This window comes from Paraburkholderia sp. GAS42 (assembly GCF_050436565.1).
Taxonomy (GTDB): domain Bacteria; phylum Pseudomonadota; class Gammaproteobacteria; order Burkholderiales; family Burkholderiaceae; genus Paraburkholderia.
Map to the genome: position 1 here is coordinate 49947 of NZ_JBNDML010000005.1, position 17305 is coordinate 67251.

A 17305-nucleotide genomic window follows, 5' to 3' on the forward strand; every position below is an offset into this window, starting at 1 on the left:
CGCAATCGACGCTGCGATTTCGCCAGCGTTGACCGTTGCAAGGAAACCTTGATCGTCATGTAGCGGGCCCGGAGCCTGGTAAAGGAAGTGCGCGGCTTCTGTATCAGCGTAACGACTGCTGGTTGCGGGCGCGCACCGTCAGAACGCGCTGCGGTACGCGAACAGTCCAGGCAGACCGCCCGTCATCAGGAACAGGACCTTTGCGCGAGGCGCGAGCTGCCTGTTCCTGATGTCATCCAGCAGGCCTGCAAAGGCCTTTCCGCCGTACACCGGGTCGATGATCAGCCCTTCGGTCGAAGCCAGCAACCGCACAGCTTCGCGCATCGCATCGGTCGGCAGGCCGTAGCCTTCACCGAGCTGGCCGCCCTTGACGACAACGACACCCTCCGGCACGACTGCCTCGGGCCGCAGCAATGCCAGTGTTGCCTTCGTCTTTGCCTGCGTGGTGGCTAGCGCATTTTCCAGCGGCGCCAGCACCGTATGGGCGACAACGCGCGTAGCGTCTTGCCCCATGGCCAGCAGCCCGGCGATGAGACCCGCCTGGGTGCCGCCACTGCCGTTGGGCAGCGAGATGCGGTCGAATGCTAGTCCGGCCTCGTGCGCCTGGGCGACGATCTCTGCGGCACCCGCCGCGTAGCCAAGGCAACCCACCGCGGAGGAGCCGCCGAGCGGAGCCAGATAGACGTTGTGCCCGGCCTTGCGCAGCTCGTCGGCGCGGTTCAGCGCGAAGGCCATTGCGTCGGCGCTGCCGGGCAGATCGTGCACGCGCGCGCCCAGCAACGCATCGAGCAGCACATTGCCATTGTGGATGTAATCGTCGTCGTAGCGCGGTACGGCGCGCGTCAGTACCAGTTCGCAGGCGAGGCCGGCCTTCGCCGCCGCGGCAGCCGTGAGCCGGGCGTGGTTCGACTGCCGTGCGCCAACCGTCATGATCGTGTCGGCGCCTTGCGCCAACGCTTCACCCAGCAGGAATTCGAGCTTCCTGAGCTTGTTGCCGCCGCCACCGCCCAGGCCCATGACGTCGTCGCGCTTGACATAGATGTCTACGTCGCCCAGTTGCCTGCTCAGGCGGGGCAGATGCTGGACAGGCGTTGCATTTTCGATCAGACGATAGCGGGGAAACGCGGTCAAATCGAGCGTGGGTGTCTGGGACATTGGCGTCTCTCCTAATGGTGGTCGGGTACCTCGCGCCGCACCCGTAACGATACGACTTTTTGTGATGTGCGCATGGCAAGCGTCGAAACAGGTTGATCCGGCGAGTGACGGCCGCCCTGGCGAATCGCGTTCTTTATGCTGCCGCAAGACCGCCATCAATCAGATAGATGGCGAAGGAGAAAGTGACAACCGACAGAACCGTGCTGATGAGAATGGAAGTGGTTGCCTCACTCCGGTATGCGCCCGCTTCGTTGGCAAACATTGCCGGAATCGTTGCGGACGGCAGCGCACAAAGCAGGATCATCTGTTGTGCGTAGACGCCTTTGACCGAGAGGATGAGGGCTGCTGCGACCATCAGCGCGGGGTGCAGCACCAACTTGAGTCCCATGTTCATCCAGACCTCGCCTGACAACTTCAACTTCACAGACGACATGATGAGTCCGAGACAGAACAGCGAAACACCAGGCGTCGCCTTACCAAGGAGGTTAAAGGAGTCAGCGACCACGGGCGGAAGCTTGATCGCGAGCAGGGAGCACAGGATACCGATCGCCGGAGCCCACATCAGCGGCCGGCGAACGGCAGCTGAAATGCTCGAGACGAAAGCCTTCGCGCCACTTCCTTCACCACTGGCTATCGCGAGAAGCATAGTCGTCAGTGGAATCATGACGAGGCTGGCGACCAGGTTGAGCACTAACACCGAATACAGGCTTCCGGGTCCGAACATGGCCTGCAGAATGGGGATTCCCATAAATGCCGCATCGGGGTATCCGTTCACGAATCCCTTCAGCGTTGCGGCCTTCAGTTCGCGATAGCGGTACCATCCGATCGCGAAGGCCAGGACGTACATCCCCATGATTCCAATGAACGTCGCGACAACGAACCGGAAATCGAGCAACTGTGACCGGGGCGTGCTGGCCATGCCGACGAGCAGAAGGGCGGGGAAGATCCAGTTGAGAACCAGTCTGCTAATCAGAAGACTGTCTGAATGATTAAGCTTGCCTCGTTTTCCTGCTACAAACCCGAGAATGATGACAAAGGCAACGGGCAGGATAGGCCCCAAGATACGATTCAGCATGACGATGACACTCCCTGGAATTGACCTGGGTGCCCGTCACGTTTCCCGTCCGGCACCTTACCCTCGATTCTGCGCAGCGCTTCATGGCTGCCGCTGACGCTCATGCATCGTGCGCGTTCAGGGCACCCGATATTTGCGGATGACATCTGCGTCCGGCTCAAGGCCGAGTCCCGCGCCTTGAGGCACTGCGATTGCCCCATTTTTCGGGACGATCGCGTCACCATACAGTTGTGCCTCGAGATTGAAATAGCGCCACTCGACGAGTGCGCCAGGCCCGCCCAGGGCCGCGCTCGCATGCACGCTGGCAAGCAGACCCGGGCCATCGTAAAAGGTGTGAACCATCACCGTGACGTTATTGGCGTTCGCCATCGCGAACACTTTCTTCAGTTCGGTAAGACCACCCATTTTCGCGGGGCTCGGTTGAATGAAGTCGACGGCATTCGCCTCGAGAAGATGCTGAAAATCCATCAACGTCGACGCGTTCTCTCCGGCCGCGACTGGAATGCCTCCCTCCCGCCGGACCCGTGCAAGCCCTGAATAGTTTTCGGGCGGCCAGACAGGTTCCTCGAGCCACCGGAGGTTGAACGGGCGCAGCCTGTCTGTCATGTCGAGCGCTTCGCGCACAGTCCACGGGCAATTGACGTCGAGTGTTATCTCGATGTCGTCGCCTGCTGCTTCGCGAGCGGCACGCACGCAGTCGACATCGATCTCGTGCAACTTGAGATGGCGATAGCCATCGGCTACTGCACGCCTGACGTTTTCTCTGACAAGTTCGGGGTCGGAATACCGGATAAGGCTGGCGTAGGTGCGAAGCGAGCTGGCGTCGCTGCCCCCGAGGAGTTGATAGACCGGCTTTTGCGCTACCTTGCCGGCGATATCCCACAGCGCGATGTCGATGGCCGAGAGTCCGTAGATAAAGACCCCGCTACGCCCGAAGATGTGGAATTTCTTCTGCATATCGAGCATCAGCTTTTCAAGCTGGGTTGCATCCCGACCGACAAGTTCGGGTGCGAGGATGGAATCGATCACGACCCGTGCAGCAGGAATCGCCGTGAAGCCAAACGTTTCGCCCCAGCCGACTACCCCTGTATCGGTTGTTACCTTGACGATCAGCGAGTCGACCGTCTGGAGATCAGCTCGGCCCCACGCTGCCGCATCCGATCGGCCACCCGCCGTAAAGGGAATTCGAAGTGGAATGGACTCTATGCTTGCAATCTTCATGGCGTTTCTCTCTCCTCGTTGACTCGACTGATGCCGCCGGTGGCTGTGTCCCAGCACGTGATTTGTGGTTCCCGCATCCCGGTGCGCGTCTGGGTCCACGGATCGCAATGCCCTTGGGACGTAGAGTACGTTCTTGTCTGCCCGGGAAAAACCCAGGTGCGCGAACAACACTTGATACGTCGAGTCAAGAATCAGATAGGTGCCGCCGCTACTTGTCGGGTCTCACCCGTCCTGATGGCAACGGCCACGCCTGTGAAGAGCAGTGCGCCACTGCCATTGCGGCAGCGGCGCATCAGCTGCGATCGTGCTTCATGAGATCGCGTCCGACAGAGTGCGTCGCGAGACGCTCCTCATGCGGCGTCTTCGGAGTTCCGCGCATTGATAGCAGAGGCGTAGGGCGTCGGGCACGATCGCGTGGTCAGCCTGGTTTGAGTCCGCGTTGCTTGCGATACTCGAGCGTCGGTAGACCGCCCCAGCCCCAGTTTTCCATTTCGACCTCTTCGATGACGACATAAGTCGATTCGAGAGGCTTGTTCAGCACGTCGAGCAGCAGGTGACTGACGCCCTTGATCAGCTGGGCCTTTTCTTCTGCGGTGACCGACGTCGCGCCGGGCTTTGTGCCCTCGCGGGTCACCTGGATCGTGACAATAGGCATGTCTTTCTCGCTTACAGTGATTGGCGATAGCGGGGCGCCGGCAGGCGGCGCCCTGACGCCTAGTGACCGGCGCTCTGGCCGCCGTCGACGTGCAGGATCTCGCCCGTTACGAACGGCGCCGAGTCCAGATACAGGATGGCTCCCACGATATCGCTCATCTCGCCCATGTGGCCGACCGGATGCAGCGCGCCGAGCGCCGCGTGTGTTTCAGGCGCGTGCATCGGCGACTTCATGATACCGGGCGAAACCGCGTTCGCGCGGATACCGCGCTTCGCGTACTCGATCGCAAGCGACTTCGTGGCCGCGTTCAGGCCGCCTTTCGTCAGCGATGCCAGTACTGAAGGGACGCCGTCGATGGCGTGGTCGACGAGACTGGTCGTGACGCTGACCACGTGGCCGCTCGAATGCTTCTCCATTTCAGCGATCGCGAGCTGCGTGATATGGAAGAAGCCGTTGAGGTTCACGCTTAACACAGCTGCGTAATCTTCGGCTGTGTAGGCGGTAAAGGGCTTCGCGATGAAGATGCCGGCGTTGTTGACCAGCGTATCGACGCGGCCGAAGCGTGTCACGGCTTCGGCGATCACGCGCTGGGCGGTAGAAGGATCGCCGATATCGCCTGCCACCGTCGCGATGTTCGGATCGTCCGACGGCTTGATGCTTCGAGCCGTTGCGACGACGCGGTAATCCAGCTTGCGGAAAGCCTTGACCACTTCTGCGCCAATGCCTTGCGACGCGCCAGTAACGACAACGACCTTTTGTGACGTGCTCATGGTTAATCTCCAGATAAGTTGATCCGGCTTGCCTGCCGGTTGGACCGGTGGTGCCGATGGAGAGCAATCTATGCGCATTTGCCCGGAGTTCGAATACCCGCCATGGACAAACAGTAATGCGTGGCGGGAACAAATCGCTTGTCCCGGGCGTTTTCAGGCGGGTTGCCGGATCGCCGCGAAGGCGCAAGGCGGAGGTCGCGCCCCGTATTATTTCCAGCGGTGGCGTTGTGACGGTGCGCCCCGTGGCCGTTTTGCACCGGCCCGCCTCGCAGCCCCCGTATAATCCGGCATGATCCTCACTCTCTCCTGCGCCACGCCCTTCCGGGCGGCCATGCGCATACGCCCCCCCGATTTTCTGACGGCGCTCACCTCATCCGACAATACGCCTTTCGCACCCGTCAGATGTGCCGCTGACGGTTCGCGCGAGGCGGTCGCATGAAAATTCCCAAACGCCTCGTACCGCTTCTCGAAGAAGGGCTGATCGACGAAGTGATCAGCCAGCTGATGAGCGGCAAGGAAGCGACCGTCTATGTCGTACGCAGCGGCAACTCGACGCGTTGCGCAAAGGTCTACAAGGACGCGAAACAACGCAGTTTCCGGCAGGCCGCGTCATATCGCGACGGCCGCAAGGTCAAGAACAGCCGGCAGGCCCGTGCGATGGAGAAGGGCTCACGCTACGGACGCCAGATGCAGGAAGAGATGTGGCAGAACGCCGAAGTCGATGCGCTGTTCCGGCTCGCCGACGCCGGCGTGCGCGTGCCGCAGCCTCATATCTGCACCGATGGCGTGCTGTTGATGGAACTGGTTGTCGATGCCATGGGCGATGTCGCGCCGCGTCTCAACGATGTCGAACTGACCGAAGCGCGCGCGCTCGAACTGCACGCGGTGCTGCTCAACCAGGTTGTCCGCATGCTCTGCGCGGGCATGATCCACGGCGACCTGTCCGAATACAATATTCTGCTGGCGGCAGACGGTCCGGTCATCATCGATCTGCCTCAGGCGGTCGATGCAGCCGGCAACAATGAAGCCGCCGCGATGCTCAAACGTGATGTCGACAACCTGGCTTCGTACTTCGGACGGTTTGCTCCGCAAATCCTCAGCGCGGATTATGGAACAGAGATCTGGGCATGCTTCGAAGCAGGCAGCCTGCATGTCGCGACCGAGCTGTCTGGCCGTGTCGAGGCCGACACCCGACCTGTCGACCTCGACAGCGTGCTCGAGGTGATCGAAGAGACGCGTCTCGCGGAAGACGCGCGGGTACGGCGCCAGCTGGAGTTGGGCGCAGCCGGATGACGGGCATGACGGTGATGTCGTGCTGATATCCGGTACGCTCAGTACGCCCCGTGACGCATTGAGTGCATCGCAGCAGATCGCGCGCCGTCCCGATCACCCGTTCATATCCGGTTCGCGCCATCAGCGGCTGTACATTCGAAGCGAACAATGCCGCCCGGACGCAGATCCAGGCTCGCGGAACACCACTTGCGTGTTTTTGTGAACACAGTTTTCAAGCACGATCATTGACATATATGTCAATGATTGCCAGGATGGCGACGTTGTCACTCGTGTCAAAGATCGCGGCGGGGCGAATTTCCGCCTTCTCAAAGCGTCTGCACGTCGTGCAGTTTTTTTGCGGAAACTCGTTCCATGTCCAGTTCAGCCCTCCTTGAAGCGCCGCTCCCGACAAGTAATGCCGCGATCTGGCGGCATATCTTTGCCGGCCTCTCCGCCAGTCTCATCAGCATTGGACTTGCTCGCTTTGCGTACACACCGTTGATTCCTTCATTGATCCAGGCGCACTGGTTTTCGGCGTCGGATGTCGTCTATCTCGGCGCCGCGAACCTGGCGGGCTATCTGATTGGCGCGCTCGTCGGTCGTCCGATTGCGAGCCGCGTGACGAATGCGCATACGCTGCGCGGCATGAAGGTCCTCGTCACGCTGGCGTTTCTTGCGTGCGCGTTTCCGGTCTCGGTAGGCTGGTTCTTTGCCTGGCGCCTGCTGTCCGGTGTCGCGGGCGGCGCGATCATGGTGCTGGTGGCGGCAACCGTCTTGCCGCACGTGCCGGGCGATCGCAAGGGGTTGGCGAGCGGCGCAGTGTTTCTCGGGCTTGGGCTCGGCATCGCGGCGTCCGGCACGGTCGTGCCGCTGCTGCTGAAGCTCGGTCTGCGTGAAGCGTGGATCGGCCTCGCGGTGCTGTCCGCCGTGCTGACCGCGGCAAGCTGGACCGGCTGGCCCACGAAGGAAGCGCCGGCCGCGAAGCCGGCCGATGTGAAGGCCGTCGCCGACGCGCCGGCCACGACCGGCTCCGCGATCCGGATCCTGTACGCCGAATATGCGCTGATGGCGGTCGGCCTGGTTCCTGCGATGGTCTTCCTCGTCGACTTTATCGCGCGCGGGCTGGGAGCCGGAGCGCATCTCGGGTCGCTGTTCTGGATCCTGTACGGTGTGGGCGCGATCTTCGGGCCGCCGGTGTATGGCCTCTTCGCGGACCGCATGGGCTCGCGCCTCGCGTTGCGCGTGATCCTGCTGGTGCAGGCGGTCGCGGTTGCGTGGCTCGCTGCATCGAGCGATCACGTGGTGATCGGCCTGTTGACGGTCGTGATCGGCAGCTTTCCGCCTGGCATCGTTCCGCTGGTGCTGGCCCGCGTGCACGAAACCGTGCCGGGCAATGCGGCGAAGCAGAATGTGATCTGGAGTCGTGCGACAACGGTTTTCGCCGCGTTCCAGGCGGTGGCTGGCTACAGCTACTCGGCGATTTTCAACGGCAGCGGCGGTAATCATCGTCTGCTGTTCGCCATCGGTGCGGCGGCGCTTGGGATCGCGCTGGTCGTCGATTTCGTCGTGCCGCTGTTCTCGCGTGAATTCCGCGATTCACGCGCGCAGGCCGGTGCGCATCAATAACGGGGAGCGGGGCGGGGGCGTGTCGGTCACGCACCTGCCCCGTTCGGATGGACCAGCAACGTCATTAACTTCTTGAAACGATAACGCGCACTACGCGCATCGCGCGGTCGTATAGAATCTTGCCCTTTGCCGGGCGTCTCCACATGTGGTTCAAGAACCTTCAGCTTCACCGTCTTTCGTCCCCGTGGTCCATCACTGCTGAAGCGCTCGAAGACGCGCTCAGGCCGCACGCGTTCCAGCCCGGCAGCAGCGTCGAGATGCAGCGTCAAGGCTGGGCGCCGCCGCGCAATACCGACAACAGCGAAAATGGCGGCGCGCTCGTCTATGCAAACCACCGCCAGATGCTACTCACGTTCCGCTCGGAAAAGAAGCTGCTGCCGGCGTCGGTTGTGAATCAGGTCACGAAAGCGCGTGCGCTCGAAATCGAAGAGCAGCAGGGCTACAAGCCTGGCCGCAAGCAGATGCGCGAACTCAAGGAACAGGTCACCGATGAACTGTTGCCGCGCGCGTTCAGCATCCGTCGCGACACGCGCGTGTGGATCGATACGGCCAACGGCTGGCTCGTCATCGATGCCGCCGCGCAGGCGCTCGCCGACGACGTGCGCAGCCTGCTCGTCAAATCGATCGATCAGTTGCCGCTCGCGAGCGTGCGCGTCGCGCAGTCACCCGTTGCGGCGATGACCGACTGGCTGCTTTCGGGCGACGCGCCCGGTGGTTTCACGGTCGATCAGGATGCCGAGTTGCGTTCCGCCGGCGAAGGCAACGCAACCGTGCGTTACGTCGGCCACGCGCTCGAAGCCGACGACATGCGACGCCACATCGAAGCCGGCAAACAGTGCATGCGCCTCGCGATGACATGGAACGACCGCATCTCGTTCGTGATGACGCCATCGCTGGTGATCAAGCGCGTCACGCCGCTCGACATCGTGAAGGAAGCGTCCGACCCGACCGCACAGAACGACGACGAACGCTTCGATTCGGACTTCGCGTTGATGACAGGCGAACTGGCGCAGATGTTTGGCGACCTCGTCGACGCGCTGGGCGGCGAGCACAGCGACATGGCGACGCCACAGGCGGTGGCGGCCTGAGTGTTTCAGGCGGCTGGCACGCTCACCTGCACCGACGCGATCGCTAACGTCACGCCGCTACGGCGGCGACGATCTGTTTGCGTAGCGCGTCGTCCGGATAGTGACCGAGCCCGGCGTGCACGTTGTCGATCATGTATTCCGGGTGGCCCGTGCCCGGAATCACGCAGGTGACCGCCGGATTCGCCAGCACGAACTTGAGCAGCACCTGTGCCCACGAAGTACAACCGATATCCAGTGCCCATCCTGGCAGAGGACGGTTTCGCAGACGCGCGAAAAGACTGCCGCCACCAAAAGGCTGGTTGATCAACACACCGATGCCACGTTCAGCCGCGAGCGGCAGGAGTCGCTGTTCAGCCTCGCGATCGTCGGCGGAATAATCGATCTGCACGAAGTCGATTTGCTCGGCGCGCATGATGGCTTCGACCTGGTCGAACGCGCTCGACGTGTAGTGCGTGATGCCGATATAGCGGATCCGGCCACGCGCTTTCCAGTCACGCAGCGTCGCGAGCTGCGTTTGCCAGTCGACCAGATTATGAATCTGCATGAGGTCGATACGCGGCTGCTGGAGCAGCCGCATCGATTCTTCCATCTGTTTGATGCCCGCTTCGCGACCCGTCGTCCAGACCTTGGTCGCGACAAACGCCTTGTGATGCGCGGACATCCGCGTCAACAGCGCGCCCGTCACGGCTTCGGAAGAGCCGTACATCGGCGACGAATCGATCACCGAGCCGCCCGCATCGAACAGCACGCGCAGCACGTCGGCGAGCTTTGCCTGCGCGGCGGCATCGTCGCCCACGTCGAAGGTGCGCCACGTGCCGCATCCCACGACGGCCAGCTGTTCGCCAGTGCCCGGGATCGCGCGCCTGTTCATGGTTTGCGGCGTGACCGGGGTTTGCGCCCATGCGAGAGCGGCCGGGAAGGGCGACAGGCCAAGCGCCAGCGTTCCACCCGCCGCCGCGCGCAGAAATGCTCGTCGATCACCGCGTGTACCGGCTTTCCTGAGGGGCGACATCACAAACGCGCGGCCGCGCTCAGGCATCGTCAGCCGGATCGTAGGGGACGACCTGCTCGTTTTCGTCCGCGAGCGTGCGCGCGACGATCGCTTTTGCAGGCGTCGTGTCGCTTAGATTGAACGGTTGATGTGGCACGCCCGGCGGGATGAACAGGAAGTCGCCGGCTTCCGTGACCACGGATTCGCGCAATCCAGGGCCGTAGCGCGTCTCGACGCTGCCTTCCAGCACATAAATGCCCGTCTCGTAGCCGCGATGCGCGTGCGGTTCCGCATGGCCGCCCGGCGGCACGACGATGAGATACATCGATAGTCCACGCGTGCCGGCGGACTGGGCCGACAGGCCGACAAAGTAGGGAAGCCGCTGCCGGGTTGCAATTTCCCGGTCGGGCCGAACCTTGACGACGGACTGTTGGGTGTCCGTGCCCTGTAAGGCGTCGCTCATGGGTGCTCCTGCTAAAAGCAGAGTGGGCGGCGCGTTTAGAGCCTGTGTAGCGCCGAATGGCCGGTCAGAGCGCACCGAACCCTGGCCGAAACCGAAGCCGAAGGCGCGCGCCAGCAGGAAATTCTACGCCCGCCGCCGGTTTATCTCGTGTGATAGCAAATGCAAATCGTTCGCATATAAACAATCAATTTTAACTATGTAGCGACTCCCGACATAATCACCTCACTTTCTCCACCACGCAAAAAAGAGGACGCAACAATGCCGATCATCAACAGCCAGGTCAAACCGTTCAAGGCAACCGCATATCACAAGGGCGATTTCGTCCCCGTCACGGAAGAAACGTTCAGGGGCAAGTGGTCCGTCGTCGTGTTCTACCCGGCTGACTTCACGTTTGTGTGCCCGACCGAACTGGGCGATCTGGCCGATCGTTACGCCGAATTCCAGAAGCTCGGCGTCGAAATCTACAGCGTGTCGACCGATACGCACTTCACGCACAAGGCATGGCACGACACGTCGGACACGATCGAAAAGATCAACTATCCGATGATCGCTGACCCGACGCTGGCTATCTCGCGCAACTTCGACGTGCTGATCGAAGAAGAAGGCATGGCGCTGCGCGGCACGTTCGTGATCAACCCGGAAGGCGAGATCAAGCTGTGCGAAATCCATGACAACGGCATCGGCCGCGACGCAGGCGAACTGCTGCGCAAGGTGCAGGCCGCGCAATACATCGCGGCGCATCCGGGTGAAGTCTGCCCGGCCAAATGGACGCCGGGCGCTGAAACGCTGACCCCGTCGCTCGACCTGATCGGCAAGATCTAAGGCCGCCTGTGTTGTAACGCAGCACGCGCCGTTCAATGAACGGTGCGTGCCTGCGCGGGCCGCTTCGCGCTGTGTTACGAAGCGGCCCGCCCATCTTCGCCTTGCTCCGCGCAAGCGGACACCGCCAGCCACTCCTGTCACGGAATTCGTAGAACCATGCTCGACGCCAATCTCAAGACCCAGTTGAAAACGTACCTCGAAAAGGTCAGCCGGCCGATCGAGATCATTGCCTCGCTCGACGACAGCGCCAGGTCGCAGGAACTGATTGCGTTGCTGAGCGACATCGCTGCGCTGTCGGCTCGTGTCACGGTGATCGAACGTCGCGGCGATGCTGAACGCAAGCCGTCGTTTTCGATCGGCGAACCGGGCAAGGACACGGGCATCCGCTTTGCCGGCATTCCGATGGGTCATGAGTTCACGTCGCTGGTGCTGGCGCTGCTGCAGGTTGGCGGCCATCCGGTGAAGCTCGATGAACCCGTGATCGAGCAGATCCGCAATCTCGATGGCGACTATCAATTCGAAACCTATTTCTCGCTGTCATGCCAGAACTGCCCGGAAGTCGTGCAGGCGCTGAACGTGATGGCGCTGATCAATCCGCGCATCCGTCACGTCGCGATCGACGGCGCGCTGTTCCAGAACGAAGTCGAAGCGCGCCAGATCATGGCCGTGCCGACGATGTTCATGAACGGCGAAGTGTTTGGTCAGGGCCGCAGCGGCGTGAAGGAAATCCTCGCGAAGCTCGATAGCGGCGCAGGCGCACGCGCCGCGAAAGAACTGGAAAAGAAGCCGGTATTCGACACGCTGATCGTCGGCGGTGGCCCGGCGGGCGCAGCGGCCGCGATCTACTCGGCGCGTAAGGGCATCGTGACGGGCGTCGTCGCGGAGCGCTTTGGCGGTCAGGTGCTCGACACGCTCGCGATCGAAAATTTTGTGTCGGTGAAGGAAACGGAAGGACCGCAATTCGCGACCGCGCTCGAACAGCACGTGAAAAGCTACGAAGTCGACATCATGGACGTACAGCGTGCCGAAGCGCTCGTGCCGGGACGCATTCACGAGGTGCGTCTGGCGAACGGCGCGGTGTTGAAAGCGAAGACGATCGTGCTGGCCACCGGCGCGCGCTGGCGCGAAATCAACGTGCCGGGCGAGCGCGAATATCGCAATCATGGCGTGGCGTACTGCCCGCACTGCGATGGTCCGCTCTTCAAGGGCAAGCGCGTGGCGGTGATCGGCGGCGGCAATTCAGGCGTCGAAGCGGCGATCGATCTGGCTGGCATCGTGCGTGAAGTCACGCTGATCGAATTCGGCACGCAGTTGCGCGCCGACGAAGTGCTGCAACGCAAGCTGCGCAGCCTCGCCAACGTCACGATCGTGACGCAGGCACACACCATCGAAATCACGGGCGACGGCAAGAAGGTCAACGGCCTCGTCTATAAGGATCTGCGTTCGGGCGAACCGGCGCGCGTCGAACTCGAAGGCGTCTTCGTGCAGATCGGCCTTGTGCCGAATACCGAATGGCTGAAGGGCACGGTCGACCTGTCGAAGCACGGCGAGATCGTGGTGGACGCGAAGGGTGCAACATCGGTGCCGGGCGTATTCGCCGCCGGCGATGTGACGACCGTGCCGTTCAAGCAGATCGTGATCGCGGTCGGCGAGGGCGCGAAGGCATCGCTCGGCGCGTTCGACCATCTGATCCGCAACACGGTCGACGATGAAGTGGTGGTGCAAGGCGAAGAGGTCGCGCTCGTCGATTGATCGCGAAGCATATGAAGAACGCGGCGGGCTTCGGCGTGCCGTAACCAGGGCGTCTGACATGCGGTGGTGAACAACCATTGCATGTCAGACGCCTTTTTTCATGGGATACACCTTCATGCGGCCGCGCGGACGTTGACGCGAGCGAAACCGGCGAGCGTCCCTCTCACCTGGCGCCCGAGGCAGCGGATGCCTGATGCGCAGCCAGCCCTAGCAGCGCGCGAGCCTGCGCTACGGTCGCGACGGTGCGCCCATGTTCCGGTAAAAGTTCAGCGACCTGCTGCACAAGCGCAGCATTGGATGGTGCGAGTGTATGTTTGTCGAGCCGCACATTGTCCTCGAGACCCGTCCGGCAGTGCCCGCCGAGTTCGAGCGACCAGCGCACGAGCGTGAGCTGATCGCGTCCAATGCCCGCGCCGGTCCAGGTGGCATCAGGCGCGAGCCGGTGTAGCGTGCGCACATAGAACTCGAACACGTCGCGATCCACAGGCATGGCGTTCTTGATGCCCATCACAAATTGCAGGTGCAACGGGCCGACGATCTTGCCGGCTTGCTGCATCGAAACTGCCTGAAAAATCATCGACAGGTCGAACGCCTCGATCTCCGGCTTGATGCCGTACGTCTTCATCTCTGCCGCGAGCCAGTCGATCAGGTCGGGCGAATTTTCGTAGACGCGCGTGGGGAAATTGACCGAGCCGGTTGCGAGAGACGCCATGTCCGGGCGCAGCGACAGCATCCCGCCGCGTTCATGGCCCGCTCCCGAGCGGCCGCCCGTGGATACCTGCGTAATGATCCCCGGCGCGTGTTTGCGGATGCCTTCGAGTACGCGCGCGAACCGCTCCGGATCGGAGGTCGGCGTCTCGTCGTCGTTGCGCACGTGCAGATGCACGAGCGTCGCGCCGGCTTCGAAGGCGGCCTGGGTGGACTCGATCTGTTCGGCCACGCTGACCGGCACGGCCTGATTGTCTTTCTTGCGCGGCAGCGAACCGGTGATAGCGACTGAAATAATGCAGGGTGTGGTCATGATTGATACCTCGCTTTCCGGACGCGCAGCGGCGTCATGCCCAGCCGTTCAGAGAACAGCGCCGTCATGTGTTGCTGCGATGAAAATCCACAGGAAACCGCCACGTCGCAAATCGAAAGACTGGTGTCACGCAGCAGTCGCTGCGCGAGGCTGATGCGCCGTTCCAGAACAAGCCGATACAGCGAATAGCCGGTTCGCGCCTTTACTCCGTCGAACACGACACGCACCGGCAGACCGAGCGCTGCCGCAATATCCGCGCACGTCACGCTGCACTCGAGGTTCTCGGAGAGGTATTCGTTGAGTCGCTCGAACTCCGCATCCGACATCTTGAGCTTGCGTTGCCCACCCGGGCCCTTCAGATGGCGGGTCGCCTCGAGATAGGTAAGCGTTGCGAGGCATTGCATTTCCCAAGGGCTAACGCCGCCGGCGGGTAGTGCCCGTCCGCGTGCATAGCGGACCAGATGCTTGATGCCGTCCCCACCGATGTTCTCGCGGCTTCCCGCGCAACGCAGCGCGCCGACGTCCTTGTCCGAGATGCCGCGCTGGAATTCGTCGGAGTAACTGAACGCGATGAACCCATGCCGGACGGTTTCGGCGTCGATGCGCATGCGGCTATATCGGGGATGAAACGCTGCGGTTTCCGAACGGAAGGTGAGCGGGTTCGCTGGACCGTCATCGTATTGGGTCTGCGAGACGATCTCGCCAAGGACGAGGCAGATCACGTCGGACGAATGCTCGAACTCGAGCGAATAGGGTTGTGCGCCCGAGACGCAATAGTCGAGGCCCGGTGCGCTGGCGACCATGCCGAATTGCTCCATCCCGCGACGGTCTGCCTGGTGTGCGTTGTGACTCATCGTTGTCTCCTGCGATTGAGCCGCCCGTCCTCGATCTGCCGGGACGATGTTTGATGATGCCGCCCGCTTGAAGTATATGAGAGACCGCAGGCGCGCGGGTCGGCGGCAAACCAGCCGAGGGTCGGAATTCGCGAACGCGGCGTACGCCAAAGCAACGATAGTAGAAACACCTACATGGCCTCCCCAGCGGGCCTGCGGGCACCGTGACGCGCGCCGCCGGTCACGCCCGCGCACAGCCGCTTCATTCGTTGTGGCAGGAATCTGAAATCCCCGAAATCTGAAAGACCGGCCCGTGGCACACGGCTAGTCTGCACAGCAAGGCCATAGCGGCGGACAAGATCCCGCGCTCACGCGAGCGATGCACGGTCGATCGCCGCAAAACAGATCCCCGGAGACAATCATGACCCAGGACAACCGCTCAGAACAACGCGCCCACTCGCGCCGCACCTTCATCAAGGCCGCGGGCGCTGGCACGGTAGCGGCGGCATTCGGCGCCGTCACGCTGCCTGCCAGCGCCGCGGCCGACCTCAGGTTCGATGCCGAATACGACGTCGTCGTGTGCGGTGGAGGTGGCGGCGGCCTGCCTTGTGCACTCTTTTCACGCTGGCTCGGCAACCGCGTCGCGATCCTCGAGAAGGCGGGCAGCGTCGGCGGTACCGCGGCGAAGGCTGCTTTCTGGTACTGGGTGCCGAACAACGAGGCGATGAAGCGCGCCGGCATCGCCGACCCGAAGCCGGACTTCCTCAGGTATGTCGCGCGGCTGTCGCGGCCGGAACAGTACGACCCGTCGCTACCGAAGCTGGGCCTCTCGGACTGGGAGTATGAGATGTGCGAGGCCATTTACGACAGCGCGTCGCCGGCAGCGGAACTGCTCGCGAGCAAGGGCGCGCTGCCGTACCGCCATGAGGCGGCGGTCCCCGACTACTGGGCCGAACTGCCGGAGGACAAGGCGCCTCGCGGCCGTGTGCTGTTTCCGAAAGACGGGCTGCCGAGCATGTCCGACGGCGGCCGCGTCGCGATCCGGACGATGAGTACCGCGGCGAGACGGGACGGCGTCGAGATCCGCACCGGCTACCGCGTCCAGAAGGTGCTGCTGAACAGCGCGGGCGCCGTCATCGGTGTCGAGGCATTGACGGAAGAGGGCACGACGTTTCGTGCCCGGGCGAAGAAGGCCGTTGTCTTCGCGACCGGCGGCTTTACGCACGATCCCGAGCTGCGAAAGAACTTCCTGCACGGCGCAGTGTACGGCGGCTGTGCGGCGCCGACCAACGAGGGCGACTTCGTGCGCATCTCCAGCGCGCTCGATGTGCAGTTGCGCAACATGAACTATTCGTGGATGGCGCCGATCTCGCTCGAGAAGGCCATCGCGAAGGACGGGTCGCTGTCAGGCATCTTCACGCCGACGGGCGATTCGATGATCTATGTGAACAGGCATGGCAAACGCGTGGTCAACGAAAAGCTCGCGTACAACGAGGTCTGCGCGACCTTTTCCGAATGGGATGGTGCAAAGGGCGAGTACCCGAACCTTGCGCTGATTTCGATCTGGGACCAGCAGGCGCAGGACAACTGCGCGAGCGACGACTACGGCAGCCTGATCGTGCCACCCGGCTCGAACGATCGTCACGTGATCCGCGGCAACACACTGGCGGAGCTTGCCACGGCGATTCGTGAGCGACTCGCGAAGTACCGGGGCGCGCTCGGCGGACTGAACCTGAGCGACGCCTTCGTCGAAAACCTGCAGGTAACGCTCAAGCGATTCAACGGCTTTGCGCAGGCCGGCAAAGATATGGACTTTCACCGCGGCGAACGCGTCGTCGAGAAGCTTTTCAACGGCCCCGTCAAAAAGAAGCCGAATCAGGGAAGCGAAACGATGTGGCCCATCAGCGCGAAAGGACCGTACTACGCGGCGCTGATCGTCGCCGGCAATCTCGATACCAAAGGGGGGCCGAAGACCAATTCGAACGGGCAGGTGCTGGACGTCAGCGGCGTGCCGATCAAGGGGCTCTACGGGATCGGCAACTGCGTCGCGTCGGCCTCAGCGCGCGCCTATTGGGCTGGCGGCGGCACCCTGGGCCCGATCCTCGCATTCGCGTACCGGGCCGCCAACAGCGCCCATACCGAATCTGCATCGACGTAACGACGGGAGACGAACCATGCGTCATATTCGAATCATGTCAATTGCGCTGGCGGCATGCCTTTCGCTCGCCACGGTCACCGCGCGTTCACAAGATGAGATCGCGCTGGGCAAAACACTGACGACGAACAACTGCGCCGTGTGCCATACGTTCGGTCAGGGCGAGCCGAACGGTCAGGGACCCAACCTGTTCGGGATCATCGGCAGGCCGCTCGCAGCGGCGCCCGGGTTCAAGTATTCGGCGGGGATGAAAGCTGCTGCAGCGGGCAGGGTGTGGGACGACAGGCTACTTGACCAGTGGCTCACGGACACGCAGGCGGTCGCGCCGGGCAACGCGATGACTTATTTTGAAGGCGACGAAGCAAGACGCACGAAGATCATTGCTTATCTGCGTACATTGCATTAA

General features: G+C 62.4%; 16 protein-coding genes. 7 read left to right on the forward strand and 9 right to left on the reverse strand.

Translation table 11 applies throughout. The annotated features are described in order from the left end of the window. Positions 1-138: 138 nt before the first annotated feature. The 5 genes from P3T16_RS09695 to P3T16_RS09715 all read right to left on the reverse strand — a co-directional run bounded on the left by P3T16_RS09695 (position 139) and on the right by P3T16_RS09715 (position 4876). Positions 139-1155: a D-cysteine desulfhydrase family protein gene (locus P3T16_RS09695; RefSeq protein WP_429342097.1), complete on the reverse strand. Its 1017-nt coding sequence runs from the start codon at positions 1153-1155 to the stop codon at positions 139-141. Positions 1156-1288: 133 nt separating this feature from the next. Then, positions 1289-2230: an AEC family transporter gene (locus P3T16_RS09700; RefSeq protein ID WP_429342098.1), complete on the reverse strand. Its 942-nt coding sequence runs from the start codon at positions 2228-2230 to the stop codon at positions 1289-1291. Positions 2231-2347: 117 nt separating this feature from the next. Then, complete coding sequence (locus P3T16_RS09705) at positions 2348-3451, reverse strand: mandelate racemase/muconate lactonizing enzyme family protein (RefSeq protein ID WP_429257131.1); 1104 nt, start codon at positions 3449-3451, stop codon at positions 2348-2350. Positions 3452-3869: 418 nt separating this feature from the next. Next, positions 3870-4106, reverse strand: coding sequence for a tautomerase family protein (locus P3T16_RS09710; RefSeq protein ID WP_429257130.1), 237 nt, complete (start codon positions 4104-4106; stop codon positions 3870-3872). A 59-nt stretch (positions 4107-4165) separates the two neighbouring features. Further along, complete coding sequence (locus P3T16_RS09715; protein WP_429257129.1) at positions 4166-4876, reverse strand: SDR family NAD(P)-dependent oxidoreductase; 711 nt, start codon at positions 4874-4876, stop codon at positions 4166-4168. A 435-nt stretch (positions 4877-5311) separates the two neighbouring features. On the opposite strand from P3T16_RS09715, the gene P3T16_RS09720 reads away from it, so the two are divergent. The 3 genes from P3T16_RS09720 to P3T16_RS09730 all read left to right on the forward strand — a co-directional run bounded on the left by P3T16_RS09720 (position 5312) and on the right by P3T16_RS09730 (position 8862). Beyond that, positions 5312-6169, forward strand: coding sequence for a PA4780 family RIO1-like protein kinase (locus tag P3T16_RS09720; RefSeq protein ID WP_429342099.1), 858 nt, complete (start codon positions 5312-5314; stop codon positions 6167-6169). Positions 6170-6520: 351 nt separating this feature from the next. Next, on the forward strand, positions 6521-7774 hold the full coding sequence (locus P3T16_RS09725; RefSeq protein ID WP_429342100.1) for a YbfB/YjiJ family MFS transporter: 1254 nt from the start codon (positions 6521-6523) through the stop codon (positions 7772-7774). A 143-nt stretch (positions 7775-7917) separates the two neighbouring features. Then, on the forward strand, positions 7918-8862 hold the full coding sequence (locus P3T16_RS09730; RefSeq protein ID WP_429342101.1) for a recombination-associated protein RdgC: 945 nt from the start codon (positions 7918-7920) through the stop codon (positions 8860-8862). A 49-nt stretch (positions 8863-8911) separates the two neighbouring features. Here the strand turns inward: P3T16_RS09730 and P3T16_RS09735 are convergent, their stop codons facing one another. Together P3T16_RS09735 and P3T16_RS09740 are read right to left on the reverse strand one after the other, a co-directional pair. Beyond that, positions 8912-9874, reverse strand: a complete 963-nt coding sequence (locus P3T16_RS09735) for an aldo/keto reductase (RefSeq protein ID WP_429342276.1) — start codon at positions 9872-9874, stop codon at positions 8912-8914. 19 nt (positions 9875-9893) lie between these two features. Beyond that, a complete protein-coding gene (locus tag P3T16_RS09740) occupies positions 9894-10316 on the reverse strand; it encodes a cupin domain-containing protein (protein WP_429342102.1) in 423 nt (140 codons plus the stop codon). Between the two features lie 258 nt (positions 10317-10574). On the opposite strand from P3T16_RS09740, the gene ahpC reads away from it, so the two are divergent. Further along, on the forward strand, positions 10575-11138 hold the full coding sequence (gene ahpC / locus P3T16_RS09745) for an alkyl hydroperoxide reductase subunit C (RefSeq protein WP_429342103.1): 564 nt from the start codon (positions 10575-10577) through the stop codon (positions 11136-11138). 156 nt (positions 11139-11294) lie between these two features. Continuing rightward, positions 11295-12890 carry an alkyl hydroperoxide reductase subunit F gene (ahpF, locus tag P3T16_RS09750; RefSeq protein ID WP_429342104.1) on the forward strand — a complete coding sequence of 532 codons (1596 nt, stop codon included), beginning with the start codon at positions 11295-11297 and terminating at the stop codon, positions 12888-12890. A gap of 163 nt (positions 12891-13053) precedes the next feature. On the opposite strand, the gene P3T16_RS09755 is transcribed toward ahpF, so the two are convergent. Next, positions 13054-13911, reverse strand: a complete 858-nt coding sequence (locus tag P3T16_RS09755) for a 3-keto-5-aminohexanoate cleavage protein (RefSeq protein WP_429257122.1) — start codon at positions 13909-13911, stop codon at positions 13054-13056. Next, positions 13908-14765 carry a helix-turn-helix transcriptional regulator gene (locus P3T16_RS09760; protein WP_429257121.1) on the reverse strand — a complete coding sequence of 286 codons (858 nt, stop codon included), beginning with the start codon at positions 14763-14765 and terminating at the stop codon, positions 13908-13910. Before P3T16_RS09760 ends, P3T16_RS09755 begins: the two co-directional genes overlap by 4 nt. Before the next feature lie 400 nt (positions 14766-15165). On the opposite strand from P3T16_RS09760, the gene P3T16_RS09765 reads away from it, so the two are divergent. After that, complete coding sequence (locus P3T16_RS09765) at positions 15166-16902, forward strand: FAD-dependent oxidoreductase (RefSeq protein WP_429342105.1); 1737 nt, start codon at positions 15166-15168, stop codon at positions 16900-16902. A gap of 16 nt (positions 16903-16918) precedes the next feature. Next, positions 16919-17305 (forward strand): c-type cytochrome, encoded by a 387-nt coding sequence (locus P3T16_RS09770; RefSeq protein WP_429342106.1) that lies wholly within the window; start codon positions 16919-16921, stop codon positions 17303-17305.